This window comes from Aquitalea magnusonii (genome assembly GCF_002217795.2).
Taxonomy (GTDB): Bacteria; Pseudomonadota; Gammaproteobacteria; order Burkholderiales; family Chromobacteriaceae; genus Aquitalea; species Aquitalea magnusonii_B.
The window spans coordinates 1329526-1348624 of sequence record NZ_AP018823.1; the positions used below are offsets into that span (position 1 = coordinate 1329526).

The window sequence follows — 19099 nt, forward strand, 5'->3', positions numbered from 1 at the left end:
GGCGTGATTGTTAGTGCCGTGGCGTTTTCGCCGGACTTTTCGCCGAAACCGGCGAAAAGTCGTTTGCCCTGATTATTTGCTGTTTTGCATAAGCTATTCGTTCTGCCGTTTCAGCCGTATGCGGGTGCGGTCACCTGGAAAAAGCGGCGGTAGCTGCTGCCACACCTGATCCCCCAGTTCTTGGGCGATCTCTTCTTCTAGGGTGTCATCACCCGAGAATTCCAGGACCATATACCTGGTTTGGGTGCTATCTTCACTCAATGCGATGTAGTCCATGGCCCGGCGCAGGATGTAGGTTCTGGCCTGGATGGTGTGGACCAGCAAGCGGCAACGCTGACGGTGATGCTCTACCCGGTAGTCGCTGAGCAGATCATCTAGTCGCTTCTGGATCTGTTCGGCGGCTTCCTCCAGGTTCATTGTATTGCGGAATAGCTGCTCGACTTCACTACGCTTGGTCGGCAGGGTTGTGATGCCCTTGCTTTTCAGCAGGCTGCGCATCTGCTTGACCAACAGAAACTCACTGGCCTCTTCCAAGGTGCTTGGAGCGCTGGGTGGGTCTTCATCCAGGCAACCGTCTGCCCACATATAAGGCCAATCTTCCCTTTCCTTGAAACGGGCGGCCCACTCATCAAACCAAGGCCATTGCCAATCTACCGTTTTTAGCGTGGCTTCCATCTCTTCGGCAGACCAGTCGGTATCCCCCTTGACCAGGCCTTGGTCAAATTGCTCTAGCAAGGTGGCTCTAATGGCCTCCGGCCAGTCAATATCATGGGTCATTTGCGCAAAGGCGGTTTCAACTACTTCCTTCGGCGGGCAAAACTGAGGGCGATGCATGGTGAGCAACTCCAAATTACGAGTGAAATTGCTCAGACTAGAATAACGCCCCTTGTTGCTCTCCCGTCGTCCGGTCAGTTGCCGTCTTCAATATGCTCCACACCTGCCTCTCCGTAATCTGGTACTGCCTTGCCAGCTGGTGCACGGCGTGGCTGGCGGGGTGGTGGCGGCTGAGGCTGTCAAAGCTGTCGCGGATCTGCTGGTTGCGCATGGCACGCAGGGCGGCGGCGCAGCGCGGGATGGCCAGGACCTCGCCGCCAAAGTGGCGAGTGAGGATGTCGGCAGCGTCCACGCCCACCACTTCGGCCAACGCCTCGTAGCGGATTTGTCCCTGGCGGCGCTGGTTTTTGCTGACGGGAAAAGTGGTGCCGCCCCATGCTTCGATCAGCTTGAGCGCCTTGGGCAGGCCGATCAGACTGGCGATGAGTTGCGCCATTTCTGGTAGCAAGTGTTGAACCTGTTCCAGTTTCATTTTGTTTTCCTCCCAGCGCGGCGTGCGTCCATCATCAGCGCGGCGACCAGCTTGTGCAGTTGCTGTGCGTCCAGCCAATCCACCTTGTCTATCTGAAACATGCGCCTGGCCATGGCGTCGGCGTAGTGCCAGGGGCGACGGGCTTCGGCCAGCAGTGCTTCGATCTTGCCTATCAATGCCTGGCGGCCTGCGGTGGGTTGTGGCCGTTTGCTGTGGCGTGGGCCGGGCCTGGGAACAAAGCCCAGGCGCTGCATTTCCGCCAGCACCTGCAATAACTGCAGCAGGTCCAGTTGGGTACTGCTGGTGCAGCCGGGTGCGATGCGCGCCAGCAGGCTGCGGTAGTCAGCATCGGCCATGGCCAGTTGCTGGCGGGCGATGTGCAGTTTGGCGATCAGGGCCTTGCGAGAGTCTTTCATGGCGCTTCCTCGGCGCAATGCATGCGTGAGCAGCCTGCCGTTGTATCAGAGGACGGCACCCCAGTGAGTTGGTCGGGGCTGGCTGCTCACGGCTGCAAGGTGTTGAATAATGGATTGGCTGCTCATCAGTACCCAGCCACTACGCCGGGCAGACCGCCTCGCGGCGGTTTCGCACATCCCATTCGGGTAAAATGGCAATGCATGCAGTCAACGTGCACTTCATTCACCGTCGTGGGAGTTCAGCTATGTCAAATCAGCAAGATGCTATTAACCTCAATGTTCAAGAGCGGCTTCGCACACTTGAGGTGCAGCAGCAAGTAATGACCAGCTTGCTTATTTCACTTCTCTCGACCCATTCGAATCCAAGCGCCGCCAAAAAAGTCTTCCAAATAAGTAGCGAGCACCTTGTTTCAAACTGGCTTTCCAGCGCCCTGCAGGAGAGTTGGATTGAGCAAGGAGTTGCTTACCGCGACATGCTGCTTCACTACTTTCCTGAGCCCACCGAATGAGCCGCTCTGTATTGATTTCTTGGTTTTTCTGCATCATTGATCCTTGATTGCATTCTCCTGGCTGCTCATCAGTACCCGGCCACCACGCCGGGCAGACCGCCTCGCGGCGGTTTCGCGGAAGGTCAGGCAATGGCGTCCTTCAAGGCCTTGCCCGGCAGGAACACCACCTTGCGTTTTGCCGGGATGGCCAGGCTTTCGCCGGTTTTGGGGTTGCGGCCGTTGCGGGCGGCGCTGGTGCGTACCTTGAAGCGGCCGATGCTGGCGAAAGCGACTTCATTGCCTTGCTGTGCTTGTTCGCGGATGGTCTGTTCCAGTGCGTCGACCAGGCGCAGGGCGTCGGCCTTGCTGAGGCCGGCCTTGTCGGACAGGGCGGTGATGAGTTGTTGCTTGTTCATGCTGTGCTCCTTAGAAGCGGTGGATAATGATTTCGCAATCGCAATCATTGCTAAGGGTGTCGAACCAGACCTTGATGGGCCGGGTGGGCGGGATACCTTTTTCGCAGATCCAGCCCAGTCCGTCGTGCTGGCTATTGCTGCCATGGGTGACGGCCATTTCGGCGGCGTAACAGAACACGTCGTCGATGCTGTCGATGTCCCACAGACCATCGCGAAACTGCTGCAGATAGTCTTCGCTGGCGAAGTCGGCGGGCAGTTCGATGGTGAGTTCTCGTTCAATGGTGACGCGCACCCGGCGCTGTATGGTGTCCATGTCATACCCCTGCGATGTCGAGCGGCAGCGCCTGATACTGGTCGCTGTCGCCGATGCGTTCATAAATGCGGATGTAGCTTTTGGAGCATTGCACCCGCACCGAGTCGGACAGCGTCTGCATGGCGCGTTGCCATTTCTCGTCCTGGATGTCGAGGCGGCGCAGGCCGAGGATGCGGCCGGTGCTGATGTTGCCGGCCTTGTCGACATTGAAGGCATCGCCGACGATGGCGCGGATTTCGCTGCGGGCGTCTTCCGTCCATTCGTGTAGGCATTCGTCGATCAGGCTTTTGGCGGCTTGCAGGCCTTCGTCGAAGGCCAGCGTGTCCTGAATGGCGCGCAGCAGCTTGTAGCGGCCATCAAAACTGAGCAGCGTCACATTGCCCTTGGAGCCGCCCAGCTTCGCGCCGTAGCGTTCGCCGGACAGTTCGACAAAGGCGTTGATGTCGGCAAACACGGCGGTTTTGAAGTCCGCCAGGCTGCGGTTGAGCTGGCGGGCGCGGTTGACGATGTCGTTGACCAGATCATCCCGTGCCTGGTCGATGGGCTTGATGTGTTCCAGCGGCACCAGCCGGCCGCGGGCGTCCTGTTTGTAGCCTTGCGGGGTGCTCATGGCCGGGCCTCCGTGTGGGTACCCAGTACACGGGTGATGTGGCCGCTGAGGGTGAGCAGTTCGCTGGCTCCGTTGCCCAGGGCGGCCATTACCAGCCGGCAGCGCTGGGCGGTGGCTTCCAGCATGGCGCTGTCGATGTCGCCGGACAGCAGACTGCGCAGCAGTTCGGCGTTGGCGGGGGTGATCTTGCTGGTGTCGATGCCCAGCTGGTGGTGCAGGCGCACCAGTTCGGCCACCGGGGCGGGGACGCTACGCTCGTTTTCGTAGCGGCTGCCGCCGGACTGGGTGACGAAAACCCGGCTCCAGAACTGTTGCTGGTTCAGCCCGGTCTGGCGGCGCAGGCTGCGGTAGTCTTGCTTGACGGGGGTGTCGTGCATGGTGGTCTCCTGAGGGTTTAGTGGCCGAATTCGGTCCAGACGATGCGGCAGCCTTCCAGCTGGAACTGGCCCTGGCGGTAGTGGCCGAAATAGGTGTCGTGGCCAAAGCTGTAATAGACGGCGTCCCCGCTGGCGATCAGCCGCTGGCAGCGCGGGCTGGTACGGATGCGGATGGTGGGGCGCTCGGTGTGTTGCAGGCTGGCGCTGACTACTGACAGGCCGCGTTCGGTGAGCTGGCGCACAGCCTGGGCGATGCGCAGCGCGGCCAGCAGCATGCTGGCGTTGTCCTGCACATGCGGCGGCACGGCGGGGTCAGGCAGGATGGTTGGCGTCATGGCGTTCTCCTTCTCCTTGTGGGCGTTGCGGGCAGTGCTGGCAGGCACGCCAGTGGGCGAGCTTGCCGGGGTGATGGGTGGGGGCCTGGGCCAGGGCGATGGCGCGGCAGTCCGCCTGGCGAATGTCCTGTTGCAGCCAGGGGCAGTGGCAGCTGTCCAGCAGTGCCAGCGCCTTGCGCGCCACGTGGCGGGTGTCGCCGGGGTATTTGCCGGCCAGCACCAGGCTGAGGGTGGTGCGGCTGTAGCCCATGCGCTTGGCCAGCTGGCCGATGCTGCTGGCTGCGGCGGCGCGGCGTAGCAGGGCAAGCCAGTGCGGTTCAGTCGTCGTCATGGCGGATGTCCTCTTGCCAGACCACCCTGGCCAGGTTGGGGTCGTACACGCATTTGCTGCGCTGGATCATGGGCGGGCGCGGGCCGGTGTATTTGCCGGGCAGCAGGCGATAGCGGTTGAGGGTTTTGCCCTTGCCCACGCCCAGCGGGCGCGAGGCTTCCAGCAGTTGCAGGTAGCCGGCGCGGTACAGGGTGCGCAGATAGGTGTTGGCGCTGTCATCGGCAATGTGGATGCCGGCGCTGGCGGCGTGCTGGATCAGGTCGCGGCTGCTGAACTGACCGAGGATGCGCATGGTGCGCCACAGGGTTTCGTTGCCGTTGCCCTGGCTGACCGGCTGGCCGCTTTTGTTCAGGCGCGGGGCTTCCACGCCGTTGTCACGCATCAGCCGGTAGCGTTTGCCGGTGCCGTTGCTGCTGGCCGGGCTGTGGGCGTGCAGGTAGCCGCCTTTTTCCAGTGCGCGCAGGTAGCTGATGGTGGTGGCGTTGTCCACGCCGCTGGCGCAGGCCAGTTCGGCGACGCTGAGGTCTTGTTGCCGGGCGCGGATGGCTTCCCAGATGCGCTGGCGCTTGCTTTTGCCACCGCGTTGTTCCAGCTGGGCGGGCAGTCGGTTCGGGAGCAGGGTTTTCATGGCGGGCTCCTTATGCTGCGCTGCCATGGCGGCGCGGGGCTTCGCCGGTGTACAGCGGGCGCTGGCCCCAGGTGGCCAGGTCCACGCTGTCCATGCCTTCCACCAGGGCGGTGTCGTAGACATTGACCAGGTTGACCGACACGCGGCGCACGCTGCCGTGGCTGAGGGCCACCAGGTGTTGCAGCAGGTCGTCGGCCAGCGGGATGTCCGGGCAGTAGATGGCAGCCAACTGGCGACTGTCGGCCAGGCTGACGGCGGCGGCGGGCAGCCAGGACAGCACGCGGCCGTGGAAGCGTTCGAAGCGCTTGAGCTTGTGCGGCAGTTGTTCCTCACCCACCAGCAGCAGGCTGGACTGGCTGCCTTCGTAGATGTCGCGCACCAGTTCGATCATGCCGTGCTTGTCCGCGCAGTAGTCGAATTCGTCCAGGATGAGCGGGCGGCGGCTGGCGGCCAGTTGTTCGCAGATCTGGTCGAGCAAGGCGGGGATGGTGCCAGCGGGCTTGATGCCCATTTCAAACAGGATTTTTTCCAGCAGGGTCTTGCGGCTCCAGGCGCTGCGCAGTTGCACGTAATAGGCGCGGCTGCGGTTGGCCACCGCCACGGTGGCGGTGGTTTTGCCCCAGCCGGAGGGGCCGTAGTAGACGGCCAGGCCGGGCAGGCTGTCCTGGCGGTTGACCAGTTTTTCCATCACCACCGCGACCAGGTCGAGGTTGGCAATGGGGGCGATGCGGTGGCTGTGCGGGTGGGTCATGGTGGTCCTCAGGCGGTTTTCTGGTGCAATACCTTGTATTCGTGGCTCTTGGCGTAGCTGGCCAGCCAGCGTTGTTGTTGCGGGCTGAGCGGGGTGTCGCTGGAGCTGAGCTGGCGGTGCAAGTTCAGGCGTTGCTGTGGGTCGGCGGGGACGGCAAACCCGTCTGCACTGACGGTCGGCGGGCTCGCCGGGCTGCTGTGCAGGCGCTCGAAGGCCCCGGCGATGTCCGTCCCGCGCAGGCCGGGCAGCACTTCGTCAGCCTGCAGAGTGAGGGCGGGTTGGCCTTGCCGTTCGGCGCGGACTTCCGCCAGCTGCTGTTGCAGACGGCGTTCGCGGCCCTGGGCGCGTTTGTCGCGGGCTTGTTGCAGCAGGCTGCGCGGCAGGTAGTCGCGCTGGTTGCCGTTGAGTTCGGCGCTGCACAGGTAGCGGCCGGCGGCGTCGTACACCCACACGCGGCTGGGGTCGTGGATGTCGTAGCCGACATGCAGCTGCTCGCCGTGGTGTTCTTCCAGTGCGCGGGCAAAGTAGCGGTTGCCGAGCAATTCGATTTCGCAGCGGCGCACGGTGCGCAGCAGTTGCGGGCGGAACAACGGGCGGGCTTCGTCATCGCTGATGCTGTGCGGCACAAAGCCCTGGGTGAGGTGGGCGGCCCATTGTTCGTCCGGGCTCATGTGGCGACGGCGGCCTGTGGCCGGGTCGGCAATGCGCGGCAGGCTGCGGTGCGGGCGGGCGTTATAGTCAGCCACTTGCTGCTCGCAAAACTGCACGAAGTCGGCCCAGCCCAGCAGCGGCATGGCAGCGCTGCTGCCGTTCTTGCCGGACTGGCGGATGGCGTGGCGGGTGATCTTGAAACTGGCATGCCTGGCCTGCTTGTCCATGTCCCGGCCGACATAGCCGGGCAGGGTTTTGGCGGCATTCACCCAGATGGTGTGGTGCAGCCGTTCTATCACCCCGCGTGCCTGGGAGTTGTAGGGCAGGCTGTTGATCATCTCGATGCCCAGCCGGGCCATGAAGCCGGTGGCGGTGTCCAGCATCATCTGGTTTTTGTAGCCGCTGCCGTTGTCGACATAAAACACCGCCGGGATGCCGTGCTTGAGGCAGGCATCGCGTAGCGCGTCCAGCACTACCAGTGCGCTTTCTGCCAGCCCCACCGACCAGCCCACGGCCTTGCGGGTGGCGATGTCCACCAGAGTGGTGATTTCCGGGCGGAAGGGGCGGCCGTGCAGCGGGTGCTGTACTTCAGCGTCGAAGGTGTGGCCATCTGCGCTGTAGATGTCGCCCGGTTGCAGGTCGGCAAAGCTGCGGCGGATGAAGGGCTTGAGGGTTTTGAGCTCGCGCTCGCCCATGCGGCCGCTGTGGCGGCTGATTTCGCCCACCTTGCTGACAAAGCGCCGTACCTGCCACACGCTGGGCAGATCGGCCTGGCCCTGTTCAGCCTTCCACTGCGCGGCAAACTGACGGTAGGCGTGTTCCAGCGTGGGTTTTTCCGGGCGCTGATAGTGGCGCATGAAGCTGGCAGCCCACGGCGGCACATTCAGCTGCGGCTGGCGCTGGGCCGGGGCCAGACGGCCTTGCTGCTGGTATTCGGCCAGCCGCAGCAGGCTGCGCACGCTGGGCAAACCGTCCGTACTGGGCCGGCCACGCTCGTCACGCGCCAGTTTCAGCATGGCTTGCAGCTGCTCGCTGGCGCTGCCCAGCCGGGCCATGTCCAGCAGCAGGGCGGCGGCTTTTTTCATCGGGTAACCGGTGCGCTGCATCAGCGATTGCAGGACCTGCAAGACGCCAAGACGGGCATCGGCGCAGAGGGTTTGGGCCGTGTTTTGCGCTGCGGCAGGCAGGGGGGCCGGGGGCGGCGCGGGTTCGCTGTTGATCAGACTGCCAGCCTGAGCCTGGCGCATGGCGTCCATCACATAGGCCGGTGGGGTGTAGAGCCTGCGCTTGCCACCGCGGCCACGGCTTTCCTGATAGGGCCAGTGTTCCTTGTCGGCACGGGCGAGCAGGGCGACCTTGCTGCCGGGCAGTACCGGCAGTTTGAGGGCCAGCAGCTCGGTGGCGCTGTACTGCCGGGACGTCATGTTTGGCTCCCGAACAGGGCCAGTTCCGGTTCGCTGCTCTTGCTGATGTTTTCGCGCTGGTAGGCCAGCCGGGACAGGATGCCGGTGAGGGCGTCCACGGTTTCGTCCAGCGATTCGCCGTGCTGGTAAAAGCGCACCAGCAGGGACATGGCGTCGGCAAAGCCTGCGTGCAGATCGGCCAGGTCGGTGTGGTCGGCCTTTTTACCGCTGGCAATGCGGATGACGACCTTGTCACCATGGGCCAGGCACAGGTAGTCGCTGATGTAGCTGGCACCGGTGAAGGCTTCAAACTGACGCAGGCGGTTAAGCGGCATGGAGGATTCGGCCAGCCAGCGGTAGTAGGTCTTGAGCTCCACGCCCATCAGGTCTGCCATGACTTTGGCCGGACGGCGCAGCTTGTCGGCGGCGTGGTCGGCGCACAGTTCGATGGCTTCATCTAGATTGCTGGCGTAGCGATGTTTCCAGTTGGGTTTTCTCACCGTGGGTTTCCTCTGTGCGGGAATCGTGGTGGTGGCGCGCTGGCGGATGCGTGCTTACCATTCATTCAGGACAGGGCGCTGGCGGGGTCGGCCAGTACCATGGCGGAAACAAGAGGAGGCAAAACCGGTTTAGAATGGCGTTTTGCGTAGCGGCTGGGCCAGATCACTTCTGGTGGCTGGCCGATGGTGGCGGCGATGATGCGTTCCGCCTTGGGCCAGGGCCGGTCCAGGGCGTTGTTGAGCGCTCCGGCGCTCAGGCCGATTTCCCGCGATAACTTGCGCAGGGACCAGCCCTGTTTGTGCAGGGCCGCTACGATGTCCGCACGGTGCCAGTCCGGTGCGGTTTTTTTGACGGCAGCAGATGTGTTCATGCCTTAATCCTTTGCGGTGATCAGGTGTGAACACGTTAAGTGTTAAGAAAATAACGGTCAATGTGTTAAGTGATTAACACTTATCGTTTCTGTACTTTATGACTGCTGCGTCGCTATTCATCTAAACCGCTGCCTTTGTTGGCTAATTTTGTGCGTGCCTGATGCGGTAACTGTCAGGCCGTGCTTAACGGTTAAGTGGGGTAAGTGTTAGGTGCAGGATTTGTTATCAGCCAGTGAGATTGCCGATTTGCGGATTCCCGGTTTGCCGACGAGCAAACCTGCCATCATTGCGCGGGCCGATCGAGAGCAGTGGTATAGCGAGACGGTGACCGGGCGGGGAGGGGAGCGCCGCGTGTATCGGCTGCCAGAGCAGTATCAGGTGGAGCCGTTGGTGGCAGCCGCCAGGCAGTTGTCAGCAACGCAGGGTGCGGCACCCGCTGCCGTGGACGTTGCCATGTTGCAGATGGTGGAATCGGTGCTGGAGTCCATCCTGCAAGAACGTGGCCTGAAGCTGCGTCCGGACCAGCGTGGCCAGGTGGTGGCCTTTTTGTATGACTACATTGCCAGGGGCGGCAGTCGTGAAACCATGACCCAGGCCCTGGACGCACTGGTGGCCTGACTCTACTTTTCGACAGTTTCCAAAAGGACAGGTGGGCACTAGTCTAACGGCCTGTCCATCTGCGAGGTTCAGCCCATCATGCCGGAGATACGGATGTCGAGCGCCTCAGGCGGCTATTGAATGATGCGCTCGACTTGCCAAAACCAACTGGCCCGCGCTATCTCCAACCGGCGCCCTTGATGTACCAGGCGGCCAATGATGAATGCTATCCGACCATTCATCCAGAGCCACAAACCATTCGGTCCGGTGTCAAAAATACTGCAAGATCAATCAATCTACAGCTATTTTTACGCATTTTCCTGCACGACAAGCTGGATGCCCCCGCCATGCTGATCGCCTCTTGGTTACTGGCTTTCGTCGCTTCATCGCCGATCAAATACCGGTGACAAAATAACTACCCCCCCACACACACTTTCGCACGCGCTTTTGCACTGAGTACCCCTCGCAACAAATGCAAAAGAGCCTGCAAAAGCAGGCTCTAACCATAGCGTAGTTTTTAGCCATCAGGCATCCAGTGGGAATGGCGGTCTAGTCGGAAGTTTCACCGAGGAATCAAATGATGTCGCGCGGATGATTTCCCTTAGATCATTACGATACGCTGCCCACTCGGTCGGTACCTGAATAGATTTCTCGTAGCAGCGTAGTACCGTTCGGTCAGACGCGTCCAGCGCAGCTTGTGCTTGCTGAATCTGGTTATAACGCAGCATGGCATCATCAGTATCCGACTCTCGGATGTCTCCAAAATCACCGGCAACGGCCCGCGCAAAAAGCTCCCGGCCATGTTCTGTCGTGTCATCTGGCGCTGCCGTAAATGGCACGGCCCCCAGAGTGACAAAACATACGGTCATCGTGATTGCGCGGCCGTTGTTAGCCCACTGCAGATCAGTTACCGCCGTATATTCAAATTTCATGCAACCCTCTGCGCTAAAAAAATCGTAAAGTTGCCGCCCACTGCTACCAACGAGTGCATGGCTCTCCAGGTTCCCACCGCTGAGGCTCCCACAATCGAATTGAATCGCCCCGGCTTCTCTAGACACTCTTGAGCCGTTGGAAATATTGCTTCTCAAACTCTACCGGCGATAGCCCGTTTGCGGAACCATGCCGGCGTTTCGGGTTGTAGAACATTTCGATGTAATCGAAGATATCCCGCCGGGCCTCCTCCCTGTCGTGATAGGTTTTGCGCTTGATGCGCTCCCGCTTCAGCAACTGGAAGAAACTCTCTGCCACGGCATTGTCGTGGCAGTTCCCACGCCGACTCATGCTGGGTACCAAGCGATGAGCCTTCAAGAAGTCCTGCCAGTCGTAACTACTGAACTGGCTCCCCTGGTCGGAATGCACCAGCACTTCCTGCTTGGGCTGACGTCGCCATACCGCCATCAACAGGGCATTCAGCACCAGCTCTCTATCGATACGTGACTGCATCGACCAGCCAATCACCTGCCGCGAGAACAGGTCCAGCACCACCGCCAGGTACAACCACCCCTCATGCGTGCGGATATAAGTGATGTCGGTCACCCAGGTTGTATTCGGCTCATTCACGGAGAACTGGCGTTGTAGGTGGTTAGGTGCCACCACGGCCGGGCGGCCACTGTAATGCCCAGGACGCCGGTGGTAACCCGTCTGCGAACGTAAGCCCTCCTGCTTCATCAGCCGAGCCACACGATGTTTGCCACAGCGCTCTCCCTGAGCCTGCAAGTCGTCATGCACCTTGCGATAGCCATAGACACCGCCACTTTCGAGCCACGCCTGCTTGATGTGCTCCAGCAAGCGCTGGTCTTCACGCGCTCGTGGTGAATGCGGGGATGCTTTCCAGGCGTAGTAGCCACTGGGATGCACCGACATAACACGACACAGACGTCGAATAGGGAACTGCTGTGCATGGGCCCGGATGAAGGCATACCTTACCCGGACTCCTTGGCAAAGTATGCGGCGGCCTTTTTTAGGATGTCGCGCTCCTCGGTGACCCGTTTGAGCTCTGCCTTGAGACGTCGGATTTCGGCTTGCTGGTCTGCGGGTTCGGCCGGTTGGGCGCGCTTGGGGTCGAAGCGTTTCAGCCATTGATACAGGCTGTGGGCAGATACGCCGAGACGGCTGGCGACTTCGGCCACTGGGTAACCACGCTCGGTTACCTGTTTGACTGCTTCAATCTTGAACGCTTCGGGGAAACGCGGCTTGCTCATGACACCTCCTTGTGGGGCCTAGTGTGAGGCTCGCGAAGTGTCTAGGAAAGGAGGGGCGATTCAGATGTTTAATGTTCGAGACATCTAAATAAGTCATCTGCTGCTGAAAACTCTAGCAGTGACTGATGTTGGATATGGTATTCACCCATACGAATAAATGGTCATTCGAAGTAGTCATGCCCGCATTGTGCGGGCATGGGGAGTACAAAGATGCGGGAAAGGGGCCGGTAGCTGGCGCTAGAAGCCCATATCATTGCGTCGCTGCTGCAAACGGCGCTCCAACCCTTCTCTGTAGAGAATGCCGCCGACTTCAACGAGTAGAGTCATATCATCCTCAGATAACACGCCCTGGCTCAAGTAAAGCCAAGTGGTCAGCTTGACAATAGCATCATCAATGTTCGTTTGTTGGTCACTGACATCCAGCATCTGGGCTTGTGTTTCAAATAGGGCAATTATGGGATTCGTATCCATCACTGGCCTCCTGAAGACAATTTAAGGATGACTGTTTTTAAGTGGATCTGCTGTACATGCAGACACACCATCTTTACGAACTGCTGTGGATAAATAACGCTTACCTTGAGAATCTTTGCGCAGACAAAATCGTACGTTGTGACGGCCATACTGGCCATCCATATCGAAGGATAGTGGTGTATCCAATGGTAGGGGTTTGGCTGGGTGGCGGGTTATATCAGATTGTGCTTCCCCGTAGGCCACACAGGTAGAGGCTGAGTCCGGTAAGGGTTTTTTCCATACTTTGAACCATGCATCCCAGAGGTATCCTGGTGCGCTTGGAGACTCGCTGAAAACACGGAATGCTAATCCCATATCCTTCATGTAGTCTGGTGGCTCCTGGGGAAGAGGTTCCTGCGAGAAGATGCACGGTTTACCGCTACGAAGGGTGAGGCCAGCCACAGCATCATAGGGTTTGGACATTGCGGTCGCCCATGTCGATATGCTCCCTAGCAACATCAAGAATGCCATTTTTTTTATTGTCATGGCTTTGGCTCCACTTTAGTCGTCTGTGGTAACAAGGTTGGATCTTTCGGAGTATTGATGAAGCGTGTCAATGCAGCTCGTAGACCGGGCAGTCTTTTGGCATACACTGACATGCTCAACACAGTAGCGCCAAAGTAATGGGAAACCAACTGGGCCTGCTGCTCCATATTGAAATCGGGCATTGTCTTGCCTTTATCCTCGCCATCAAGGTTGTAACGATACGCAGGTGCCGGCTGACCTTTTACGCCATCGTCCGAGTATCCCCCTCTAGTACTTAGCTTGATGCCCGCCCAAACGACTGAATAGCCAAGCTGGTATTGCCAAACGTGAGTCATCTCATGAATGAACCAGACTTGAGTACCAGGCTCGACGGAAGGAGCAGAAAAATCGGGCTCATACGCACTGGAGGGGAAGTGAATCTCCCCTTTTGGCGTCATGGCGTTGTCAGAGCGGTCCGGCTGGCCGAAGAGACCACCCTTGTGGATTTTGACCAAGCTATAGTCGATGGCGTCTTTAAAGACGGTCTTCGCCATCGTGATTTCACCTGCTGTCATTGGCCGCACATCAGGTGCGGGCAGGGGGTGATTGACCACAGATGATCCAATCGCTTGTGAGTTGGTTTTAATGCCTTTTAACTCGACCTTCATCGCGGGCGTTGGCGCACGCCCACCGGCCTCGCACATGTGGTCGGCTGCACAGTCACAGCCATAAAACATGTCCTGATAAAATTCGGCGCTGACAATATCTTGTGCGCTATCTGTTTCGATCCGCTGCGTTTTTCCTTCCGCATCAGTAGAGCCCTCGATGGTGGTGCCGTCTGCCAGCGTCAATGCATAAGCGGTATTCGCCAAAACGCTATTATTGGGAAGGACGAATTTGATTTGTTCATCAAATGACGGTGTGGAGGCTGCGGCTTTCTGCAGTACGGATGCCATCAGAGAACCCGCCATTATCGCCTGTCCACCTGGAGCAACATCGATAGTCGCTTGACTCTGCGTTGCAATCAGAGTTGCACCACAAGATGTCAGCATCCCCTCAACCGCGACGTTTTTACCGAAGTAAGCCACATTCTGAGCGCCAGCAACAATGACGAAGTCCCGCTTGCATTGAGGGCAATAGCCTTTGTGTCCTACACCGGCTGCATTTTTTCCATAGACGGACAGGTGAGGAAATGCTTCCAGCACCGTACCGCCGTGAGACGTTGGATCACCCTCGCGGATAATTGCTTTTCCCATCGCCTGCTCCAGCATGATTCATTGAAGCGAATGATTATACCATGCCAAGAGCATGATAAAAATTGACCATGGTTCAAGCTGGCTACCAGCTACAAATGACCAGCTCCGCGCTGGACTTCCCTTTCTTCGGATTCACGCTGTACTGGATAGCTACCTGCTCCATCCTGAAATCTGCGAACACGTCACGAATATCTGGGTGGTCGTTGATACTCAAGACCACCTTGCCCTTGCAGCTGCGCATCACCTCGGCCAGCGCCTGGTACTCTTCAAACGGAAACGGCACACCATAGCCCTCCGTCTGCCAGTAAGGCGGATCAGCATAGAACAGGGTATGAGGCCGGTCGTACTTCTGGATGCAGGTTTTCCAGTCCAGGTGCTCAATGTAGGTCCGGGCCAGGCGCAAGTGCGCGGACGACAGCTCCTCCTCAATGCGCAGCAGGTTCATCCGGGGTGGAGTGGTGGTGGCAGTGCCAAAGACCTGGCTGCTGACCCTGCCGCCAAAGGCCATCTTCTGCAGGTAGTAAAAGCGGGCTGCCCGCTGGATATCCGTGAGGATGACCTCCGGGGTGATCTGCAGCCACTTGTACATTTCCCGCGAAATCAGTGCCCACTTGAACTGGCGTACAAACTCTTCCAGGTGGTGTTGCACCACCCGGTAGAGGTTCACCAGTTCGCCCGAGATGTCGTTCAACCGACGTCCCCCCACTTTCAGTAGCAGGGGGCTTTAGAGTCCAAGCTTAATTTACCTGATTTCTCCGCAAATGATTCGGCATAGGCTGCCGGCGTCAAACCACCCAGTGCTTTCTTCGGCCTTTCATTGTTGTATTCCCTTCGCCAGGCTTCGATGACAACCTGGGCCTGGCGCAGGCTGGTGAACCAGTGTTCGTTCAGGCACTCATCCCGGAAACGCCCATTAAAGGATTCGATGTAAGCGTTCTGATTGGGCTTGCCCGGCTCGATGAGAAAGAGCTGAACCCCATGAGCGTGGGCCCAGCTCAACATCACTCGGCTGCAGAATTCCTTGCCGTTATCGGTCCTGATGGCTTTGGGCAAGCCACGTGTCTTCGCCAACTGGTCAAGGACGCGGGTCAGATGCAGGCCTCCCATCGCACGTTCCGGAACAATGGCGACTGCCTCATGCGTGGCATCATCGACCACCGTCAGATTCTTGATGACACGCCCCTCCGCCGTCCGGTCGAACACAAAGTCCATCGACCAAACCTGATTGGCCGCCAAAGGGCGAGCCAGTGGATGACGGTCGGCCACGGGAATTTTCTTGCGCTTACGCCGGCGAATTTGCAGACCTGCCTCAGCATAAAGCCGGTCCACCCGCTTGTGATTGACCACCATGCCGCTCTGCCGCAGCTTCAAATAGATCATGCCAGCACCGTAGCGACGGTGCCGTTGCGCGAGCGCGATGATCTGCGCTTTCAAGGCGACATTATGGTCGGTGGCGGGTTGGTAGCGGAATGAACTGGGGCTCATGTCGGCTAGACGGAGCGATCGACGCTCGCTGAGCCCTTTGCCCACCAGATGGCGCACCAACTCCCGCCGTGACGGTGCGCTCACCACTTTTTTCGCAAGGCCTCTTTGGCAATCTCGTTCTCGAGCATGGTCTCGGCCAGGAGTTTCTTCAGGCGCGCATTCTCGGTTTCCAGCTCCTTGAGACGCTTGGCCTCGGAGACATTCATTCCGCCGAATTTGTTGCGCCAAAGGTAATAGCTGGCTTCTGAGAAGGCGTATTTGCGGCACAACTGTGCAACGGGCATGCCGGCTTCCGCTTCGCGCAGGAAGCCGATGATCTGTTCTTCGGTGAAACGTTTCTTCATGTCCAATCTCCATATGGGGTTGATTGGACTCTAAAGTCACGTGCTACTCAATACCGGGGGGACGTCGCCTGTCCGATAGCAACCCGCCAGGCTACAAACCTGAATTTCACGAGGTGAACGCCACCTTCCAGCCACTCATCAATGGAGAGGCCGCGTTTGGGGCCATCTACGATGCCATCCTGACCGCCAAGCATAGCGTGGACATCGTCTGCTGGGGTTTTCAACCCTCCATGTATTTCAAACGGGGCACCTCTGCTCCACCGATCAAGGATTTCCTGCAACAGCCCCAGCTTCCACCGCTAACCAAGGACAATATTGATCAGGTCGTTGACGATATGGCCGGCAAGCTACCATTCACCCGTCGCAAATTGCATCCCAAAGGCAAGCTCATGCCTATTGGCGAACTGCTGGAAATGAAGTCGTTGGAGGGTGTCAAAATCCGGATTCTGACTTGGAATAATCCCATCGGACAAATTCCCGAGGTAATGAATCCTGGCTATAACCTGAAGCGGGGCGATAACGAGAATTTTCTGCAGGAGTGTTACGATATCGGTTGGCATCAGGATATCCGTGCAAACAAAAACATTCAGTTTCGCACTCGGGATTTCGACGATACCGACAAAAATGCATACATCCTGCCAAATATGTTGCGCAATGGTGCCTCAGCCATACATGCGGCTGCCACCTCCAAAACACCCAGTCACCATCAAAAAACCGTATTGATCGATTATGAGCATCCAGATCAAGCGTTGGGTTTTGTCATGGGGCACAACATGCTGGATGCCTACTGGGATAAGGATGACCATCACTATGTGAAGCAGGAGCCTCATCTGGGGCGCAATGGCGCTACTGCCCGACATGACATTTCCAGCAGACTGACTGGGCCGATTCTCGTTCATATCAACCATAATTTCGTATCGGGCTGGGACAAGGCGACAGGCGAAAACCTGACCGGTCAGCGCGCAGTTCTGGAATTAAAACATTTCAAACCTCGACCAACGCTGGGGACACCAGTCATGGCCCAGATTGCCCGTACGCAAAGCCAGACTCGGCCCAAGGGTAAGGTGGACGGGGAGTTTACTGTGCAGGACATCAAGCATCTGTACTTGAACGCTATCAATCATGCCAGCCAGTACATCTACATTGAAAACCAGTATTTCCGCTGGGTGAACTTCGCTGATGCGATCAAGCAGGCCACCAAGAATCAGTTAGCAAATAGTCGTGACCCAGGGCTGCATGGTCCTTTGTATTTGATGGTAGTGACCAATGACAATGCCGAAGGCATGGGCAAGGGTGTCAAGAACACATACAGGATGCTGGATGCACTAGGCAAACGCGGGCAAATGCCAGAGCTGGCTCGAGGTGACCTTAGCAAAGAGGTAAGCCGGGCAAGGCAGGAGGTCATCATGGCCGAACAGAAGCGTAATGCCATGCGCAGTCCATCTGGTGCCTTGCCATCAGAAGCCAGCCTTGGTTTGCCGGAAAAACGCAAGAAGCTGGAAGAGCTGAAGAGAAAGCAGGCGGATGCCAAGCAAGACAAAATTCCAGACACAGACACTCCCGGCCTGAAAACCCATATTTGCTCGCTGGTATCCAAGGATGGCTACCAGCCGGGACACGATTGGCAGTATGTCTATATCCACGCCAAGCTGATGATGATCGACGATACCTTCATGACCCTGGGTTCTGCCAATATCAACTTGCGCAGCATGGTGGGCGATAGCGAAATCAATGTCTGCCATTGTCAGCCAGAGATCACCCGTGTAACCCGGGATTATTTATGGGGTAAACATACGGCAAATCAGGGAAATACTGCTGATGCCCGCAAACAACAACAGCTTGCGCTGGTTTATGACCAATGGAGACAACTTATGGATAAAAACATTCCGTTGCGAGCAAAGAAATTTAATCCGACTGTCCCACTAGTCAAATTCAGCAGTGACACCAGTAGCACCACCGACCTGGACTAAACGATGCGTATTGCCTGGCTCGTATTACCTTTGCTGTTGGCCGCCTGCGGCCACAAGGACACTCCAATGGCACAACAACCCGATCTTAAGGCTGTACAGACCAAGTTGGCCTTTAGCTGCGTACATGAAGCAGATCACCTACCTCAATTAGCCCCTGAAGTGGATCAACTGTTCAAATACGCTCGTTGGCTTCAACTGCAATACAAGCCGGAACTACTGCCCGAGGCCGGGCGGCTATACCGTATTGCCACCGCCCATGGCCACTACAAGGCCAACAACAACCTGCAACGCATGGTGAGCAAGGGAGATGTCGAATCACCAGATGCCGTCAACGAAGTGCTGGATTTGGCTGAACAGTTAGTAGCCGAAAACATCCCCAACGGCTATTACCTGATTGGTCATTATTTGCAAACCGGCTATGGCTTCGATCAGGATAATGAAAAGGCACTGATGTATTTCCGCAAAGCTGCCGATCTTGGTAGCGCAGATGCTCAAGCGTATGTGGGTGATCTACTGCTTCCTCCTGAGCTTGCCCCCAAAATTGGTCGGCAGATGCTGCGTTGCGCTACAGAACAAGGGCATGCTAAAGCGGCCGTCAGTCTAGGGTTTGATTTACAAACGGACGAGATCTATCCCGATGCCATGTATGCATTTCAGCAGGCTGCCAAGGCCGGAGATTCGGCTTCTGCTCTTGGCTTGCAGGCGGCATTTGACGCAGAGAAAAGCAAGAGTAAAAACGACCTCAACTATTTGAATGTCCAACCCGACCCGGAGCGTGTAAAACGCTATGAGGCAATCTGGACCTTTTTGAAGCGCTACGATGGTCGCAACCCCAAGGTACCTGATATCGACAAGATCGTACCGTTGCCACCTGCCAAGCTCCCCTCATGGGATGGCAGCTTTGAATGGGAAAAAGAGTGGAAGGCAAATACGCCACCAGCCAAGCCTGATGAAAAGCTGGTGATTGGCCTAGCGAAAGCCAAAAATCTGGATCCAGCCACCGGTTTGCCCAAGGCTGAACTGCCAAAACCGAAACAGCCACCCAAAATCAAATTAGGATACGCAGCCCCCAGCCATGCTGTCTGCCCACAAAGCGGGCTATGGTGTACTGATCTATCGGCTTACCAAATGGCGAGTGAAAAACGACATATCCATCAGGGAGAGCCCTTTCCAACCATGACAGTTCCTCTGCAGACTAACTGGTGGGAGCGCTTACGCGGCATCCCCGAGCAGCAGGAAGTTGTCGTCAGCTGGGTCTTGCAAAGCTATAGTAATGAGCAAAACAGCTGAAATACAGCATGATCCTCCGGCTCCTTCCTCCTGCATGCAGGCGTATCCGTAGAACTACGCATTCATGCCATTCAGCCTTGTTTG

Annotated in this window: 26 protein-coding genes and 2 other RNA genes; 5 read left to right on the forward strand and 23 right to left on the reverse strand. The window is 58.0% G+C overall.

Features of this window, described 5'->3' with window-relative positions; all coding sequences use genetic code 11:
• Positions 1 to 93 precede the first annotated feature (93 nt).
• The 4 genes from DLM_RS06475 to DLM_RS06490 all read right to left on the reverse strand — a co-directional run bounded on the left by DLM_RS06475 (position 94) and on the right by DLM_RS06490 (position 1897).
• A complete protein-coding gene (locus DLM_RS06475; protein ID WP_089083895.1) occupies positions 94 to 834 on the reverse strand; it encodes a hypothetical protein in 741 nt (246 codons plus the stop codon).
• Positions 835 to 871: 37 nt separating this feature from the next.
• Positions 872 to 1306, reverse strand: coding sequence for a Mor transcription activator family protein (locus tag DLM_RS06480; protein ID WP_089083896.1), 435 nt, complete (start codon positions 1304 to 1306; stop codon positions 872 to 874).
• Positions 1303 to 1722 (reverse strand): gp16 family protein, encoded by a 420-nt coding sequence (locus DLM_RS06485; RefSeq protein WP_089083897.1) that lies wholly within the window; start codon positions 1720 to 1722, stop codon positions 1303 to 1305. Before DLM_RS06485 ends, DLM_RS06480 begins: the two co-directional genes overlap by 4 nt.
• Before the next feature lie 112 nt (positions 1723 to 1834).
• Positions 1835 to 1897: hammerhead ribozyme type II (locus tag DLM_RS06490), an RNA gene on the reverse strand.
• 70 nt (positions 1898 to 1967) lie between these two features.
• On the opposite strand from DLM_RS06490, the gene DLM_RS06495 reads away from it, so the two are divergent.
• Positions 1968 to 2231 carry a hypothetical protein gene (locus tag DLM_RS06495; RefSeq protein WP_089083898.1) on the forward strand — a complete coding sequence of 88 codons (264 nt, stop codon included), beginning with the start codon at positions 1968 to 1970 and terminating at the stop codon, positions 2229 to 2231.
• A gap of 55 nt (positions 2232 to 2286) precedes the next feature.
• Here the strand turns inward: DLM_RS06495 and DLM_RS06500 are convergent.
• The 12 genes from DLM_RS06500 to DLM_RS06555 all read right to left on the reverse strand — a co-directional run bounded on the left by DLM_RS06500 (position 2287) and on the right by DLM_RS06555 (position 8896).
• Positions 2287 to 2349: hammerhead ribozyme type II (locus tag DLM_RS06500), an RNA gene on the reverse strand.
• A 4-nt stretch (positions 2350 to 2353) separates the two neighbouring features.
• Complete coding sequence (locus DLM_RS06505; protein ID WP_089083899.1) at positions 2354 to 2626, reverse strand: HU family DNA-binding protein; 273 nt, start codon at positions 2624 to 2626, stop codon at positions 2354 to 2356.
• A 10-nt stretch (positions 2627 to 2636) separates the two neighbouring features.
• Positions 2637 to 2939 (reverse strand): hypothetical protein, encoded by a 303-nt coding sequence (locus DLM_RS06510; protein WP_197715519.1) that lies wholly within the window; start codon positions 2937 to 2939, stop codon positions 2637 to 2639.
• A gap of 1 nt (position 2940) precedes the next feature.
• A complete protein-coding gene (locus DLM_RS06515; RefSeq protein ID WP_089083900.1) occupies positions 2941 to 3549 on the reverse strand; it encodes a DUF3164 family protein in 609 nt (202 codons plus the stop codon).
• Positions 3546 to 3926 (reverse strand): helix-turn-helix domain-containing protein, encoded by a 381-nt coding sequence (locus DLM_RS06520; RefSeq protein ID WP_197715520.1) that lies wholly within the window; start codon positions 3924 to 3926, stop codon positions 3546 to 3548. Before DLM_RS06520 ends, DLM_RS06515 begins: the two co-directional genes overlap by 4 nt.
• 17 nt (positions 3927 to 3943) lie before the next feature.
• Positions 3944 to 4261 carry a hypothetical protein gene (locus DLM_RS06525; RefSeq protein WP_052694199.1) on the reverse strand — a complete coding sequence of 106 codons (318 nt, stop codon included), beginning with the start codon at positions 4259 to 4261 and terminating at the stop codon, positions 3944 to 3946.
• Positions 4239 to 4592, reverse strand: a complete 354-nt coding sequence (locus DLM_RS06530) for a helix-turn-helix domain-containing protein (protein ID WP_089083901.1) — start codon at positions 4590 to 4592, stop codon at positions 4239 to 4241. The genes DLM_RS06525 and DLM_RS06530 overlap by 23 nt, the downstream gene beginning before the upstream one ends.
• Positions 4579 to 5220, reverse strand: coding sequence for a helix-turn-helix domain-containing protein (locus tag DLM_RS06535; RefSeq protein ID WP_089083902.1), 642 nt, complete (start codon positions 5218 to 5220; stop codon positions 4579 to 4581). The genes DLM_RS06530 and DLM_RS06535 overlap by 14 nt, the downstream gene beginning before the upstream one ends.
• A 10-nt stretch (positions 5221 to 5230) precedes the next feature.
• A complete protein-coding gene (locus DLM_RS06540) occupies positions 5231 to 5971 on the reverse strand; it encodes an AAA family ATPase (protein ID WP_045847837.1) in 741 nt (246 codons plus the stop codon).
• Between the two features lie 8 nt (positions 5972 to 5979).
• On the reverse strand, positions 5980 to 8046 hold the full coding sequence (locus DLM_RS06545) for a Mu transposase C-terminal domain-containing protein (RefSeq protein WP_089083903.1): 2067 nt from the start codon (positions 8044 to 8046) through the stop codon (positions 5980 to 5982).
• Positions 8043 to 8525 carry a hypothetical protein gene (locus DLM_RS06550; RefSeq protein ID WP_089083904.1) on the reverse strand — a complete coding sequence of 161 codons (483 nt, stop codon included), beginning with the start codon at positions 8523 to 8525 and terminating at the stop codon, positions 8043 to 8045. Before DLM_RS06550 ends, DLM_RS06545 begins: the two co-directional genes overlap by 4 nt.
• A gap of 65 nt (positions 8526 to 8590) precedes the next feature.
• A complete protein-coding gene (locus DLM_RS06555; protein ID WP_045847835.1) occupies positions 8591 to 8896 on the reverse strand; it encodes a helix-turn-helix domain-containing protein in 306 nt (101 codons plus the stop codon).
• A gap of 262 nt (positions 8897 to 9158) precedes the next feature.
• On the opposite strand from DLM_RS06555, the gene DLM_RS06560 reads away from it, so the two are divergent.
• Entirely contained in the window at positions 9159 to 9515 is a 357-nt protein-coding gene (locus tag DLM_RS06560) for a hypothetical protein (protein ID WP_145985780.1), read from the forward strand.
• 116 nt (positions 9516 to 9631) lie between these two features.
• The gene (locus DLM_RS22965; RefSeq protein WP_145985781.1) at positions 9632 to 9901 is read left to right on the forward strand and encodes a hypothetical protein; all 270 of its coding nucleotides are present in this window, start codon (positions 9632 to 9634) and stop codon (positions 9899 to 9901) included.
• Positions 9902 to 10018: 117 nt separating this feature from the next.
• Here the strand turns inward: DLM_RS22965 and DLM_RS06565 are convergent, their stop codons facing one another.
• The 7 genes from DLM_RS06565 to DLM_RS06590 form a co-directional block, all read right to left on the reverse strand.
• The gene (locus DLM_RS06565; RefSeq protein WP_119313196.1) at positions 10019 to 10426 is read right to left on the reverse strand and encodes a hypothetical protein; all 408 of its coding nucleotides are present in this window, start codon (positions 10424 to 10426) and stop codon (positions 10019 to 10021) included.
• Positions 10427 to 10544: 118 nt separating this feature from the next.
• Positions 10545 to 11695, reverse strand: a protein-coding gene (locus DLM_RS06570; protein ID WP_119313181.1) for an IS3 family transposase whose coding sequence is annotated in 2 segments (ribosomal slippage) — positions 10545 to 11458 and positions 11458 to 11695 — 1152 coding nt in all. Because the reading frame shifts where the segments join, the coding sequence is not laid out codon by codon here.
• 237 nt (positions 11696 to 11932) lie between these two features.
• Positions 11933 to 12166 carry a hypothetical protein gene (locus DLM_RS06575; RefSeq protein ID WP_089084287.1) on the reverse strand — a complete coding sequence of 78 codons (234 nt, stop codon included), beginning with the start codon at positions 12164 to 12166 and terminating at the stop codon, positions 11933 to 11935.
• Positions 12167 to 12187: 21 nt separating this feature from the next.
• Positions 12188 to 12628, reverse strand: coding sequence for a hypothetical protein (locus tag DLM_RS22970; RefSeq protein ID WP_145985782.1), 441 nt, complete (start codon positions 12626 to 12628; stop codon positions 12188 to 12190).
• A 59-nt stretch (positions 12629 to 12687) separates the two neighbouring features.
• A complete protein-coding gene (locus DLM_RS06580) occupies positions 12688 to 13941 on the reverse strand; it encodes a PAAR domain-containing protein (RefSeq protein ID WP_231960106.1) in 1254 nt (417 codons plus the stop codon).
• 67 nt (positions 13942 to 14008) lie between these two features.
• Positions 14009 to 14617 (reverse strand): DNA adenine methylase, encoded by a 609-nt coding sequence (locus DLM_RS06585; protein WP_231960112.1) that lies wholly within the window; start codon positions 14615 to 14617, stop codon positions 14009 to 14011.
• A 17-nt stretch (positions 14618 to 14634) separates the two neighbouring features.
• Positions 14635 to 15755 (reverse strand): IS3 family transposase gene (locus DLM_RS06590; protein WP_420000704.1). Its coding sequence is split into 2 segments (ribosomal slippage): positions 14635 to 15497 and positions 15497 to 15755, totalling 1122 coding nucleotides; the frame shifts between segments, so codons are not numbered across the junction.
• A 113-nt stretch (positions 15756 to 15868) separates the two neighbouring features.
• Here DLM_RS06590 and DLM_RS06600 point away from each other — a divergent pair.
• Complete coding sequence (locus tag DLM_RS06600; RefSeq protein WP_089083751.1) at positions 15869 to 17725, forward strand: phospholipase D-like domain-containing protein; 1857 nt, start codon at positions 15869 to 15871, stop codon at positions 17723 to 17725.
• Positions 17726 to 17728: 3 nt separating this feature from the next.
• On the forward strand, positions 17729 to 19015 hold the full coding sequence (locus DLM_RS06605) for a sel1 repeat family protein (RefSeq protein ID WP_089083750.1): 1287 nt from the start codon (positions 17729 to 17731) through the stop codon (positions 19013 to 19015).
• Positions 19016 to 19099 lie beyond the last annotated feature (84 nt).

Bases quoted from the DNA above. Each gene is read 5' to 3' on its own strand.
- DLM_RS06475 (WP_089083895.1), bottom strand. From the start codon at position 834: ATGCATCGCCCTCAGTTTTGCCCGCCGAAGGAAGTAGTTGAAACCGCC.
- DLM_RS06480 (WP_089083896.1), bottom strand. From the start codon at position 1,306: ATGAAACTGGAACAGGTTCAACACTTGCTACCAGAAATGGCGCAACTC.
- DLM_RS06485 (WP_089083897.1), bottom strand. From the start codon at position 1,722: ATGAAAGACTCTCGCAAGGCCCTGATCGCCAAACTGCACATCGCCCGC.
- DLM_RS06495 (WP_089083898.1), top strand. From the start codon at position 1,968: ATGTCAAATCAGCAAGATGCTATTAACCTCAATGTTCAAGAGCGGCTT.
- DLM_RS06505 (WP_089083899.1), bottom strand. From the start codon at position 2,626: ATGAACAAGCAACAACTCATCACCGCCCTGTCCGACAAGGCCGGCCTC.
- DLM_RS06510 (WP_197715519.1), bottom strand. From the start codon at position 2,939: ATGGACACCATACAGCGCCGGGTGCGCGTCACCATTGAACGAGAACTC.
- DLM_RS06515 (WP_089083900.1), bottom strand. From the start codon at position 3,549: ATGAGCACCCCGCAAGGCTACAAACAGGACGCCCGCGGCCGGCTGGTG.
- DLM_RS06520 (WP_197715520.1), bottom strand. From the start codon at position 3,926: ATGCACGACACCCCCGTCAAGCAAGACTACCGCAGCCTGCGCCGCCAG.
- DLM_RS06525 (WP_052694199.1), bottom strand. From the start codon at position 4,261: ATGACGCCAACCATCCTGCCTGACCCCGCCGTGCCGCCGCATGTGCAG.
- DLM_RS06530 (WP_089083901.1), bottom strand. From the start codon at position 4,592: ATGACGACGACTGAACCGCACTGGCTTGCCCTGCTACGCCGCGCCGCC.
- DLM_RS06535 (WP_089083902.1), bottom strand. From the start codon at position 5,220: ATGAAAACCCTGCTCCCGAACCGACTGCCCGCCCAGCTGGAACAACGC.
- DLM_RS06540 (WP_045847837.1), bottom strand. From the start codon at position 5,971: ATGACCCACCCGCACAGCCACCGCATCGCCCCCATTGCCAACCTCGAC.
- DLM_RS06545 (WP_089083903.1), bottom strand. From the start codon at position 8,046: ATGACGTCCCGGCAGTACAGCGCCACCGAGCTGCTGGCCCTCAAACTG.
- DLM_RS06555 (WP_045847835.1), bottom strand. From the start codon at position 8,896: ATGAACACATCTGCTGCCGTCAAAAAAACCGCACCGGACTGGCACCGT.
- DLM_RS06565 (WP_119313196.1), bottom strand. From the start codon at position 10,426: ATGAAATTTGAATATACGGCGGTAACTGATCTGCAGTGGGCTAACAAC.
- DLM_RS06575 (WP_089084287.1), bottom strand. From the start codon at position 12,166: ATGGATACGAATCCCATAATTGCCCTATTTGAAACACAAGCCCAGATG.
- DLM_RS22970 (WP_145985782.1), bottom strand. From the start codon at position 12,628: ATGTCCAAACCCTATGATGCTGTGGCTGGCCTCACCCTTCGTAGCGGT.
- DLM_RS06580 (WP_231960106.1), bottom strand. From the start codon at position 13,941: ATGCTGGAGCAGGCGATGGGAAAAGCAATTATCCGCGAGGGTGATCCA.
- DLM_RS06605 (WP_089083750.1), top strand. From the start codon at position 17,729: ATGCGTATTGCCTGGCTCGTATTACCTTTGCTGTTGGCCGCCTGCGGC.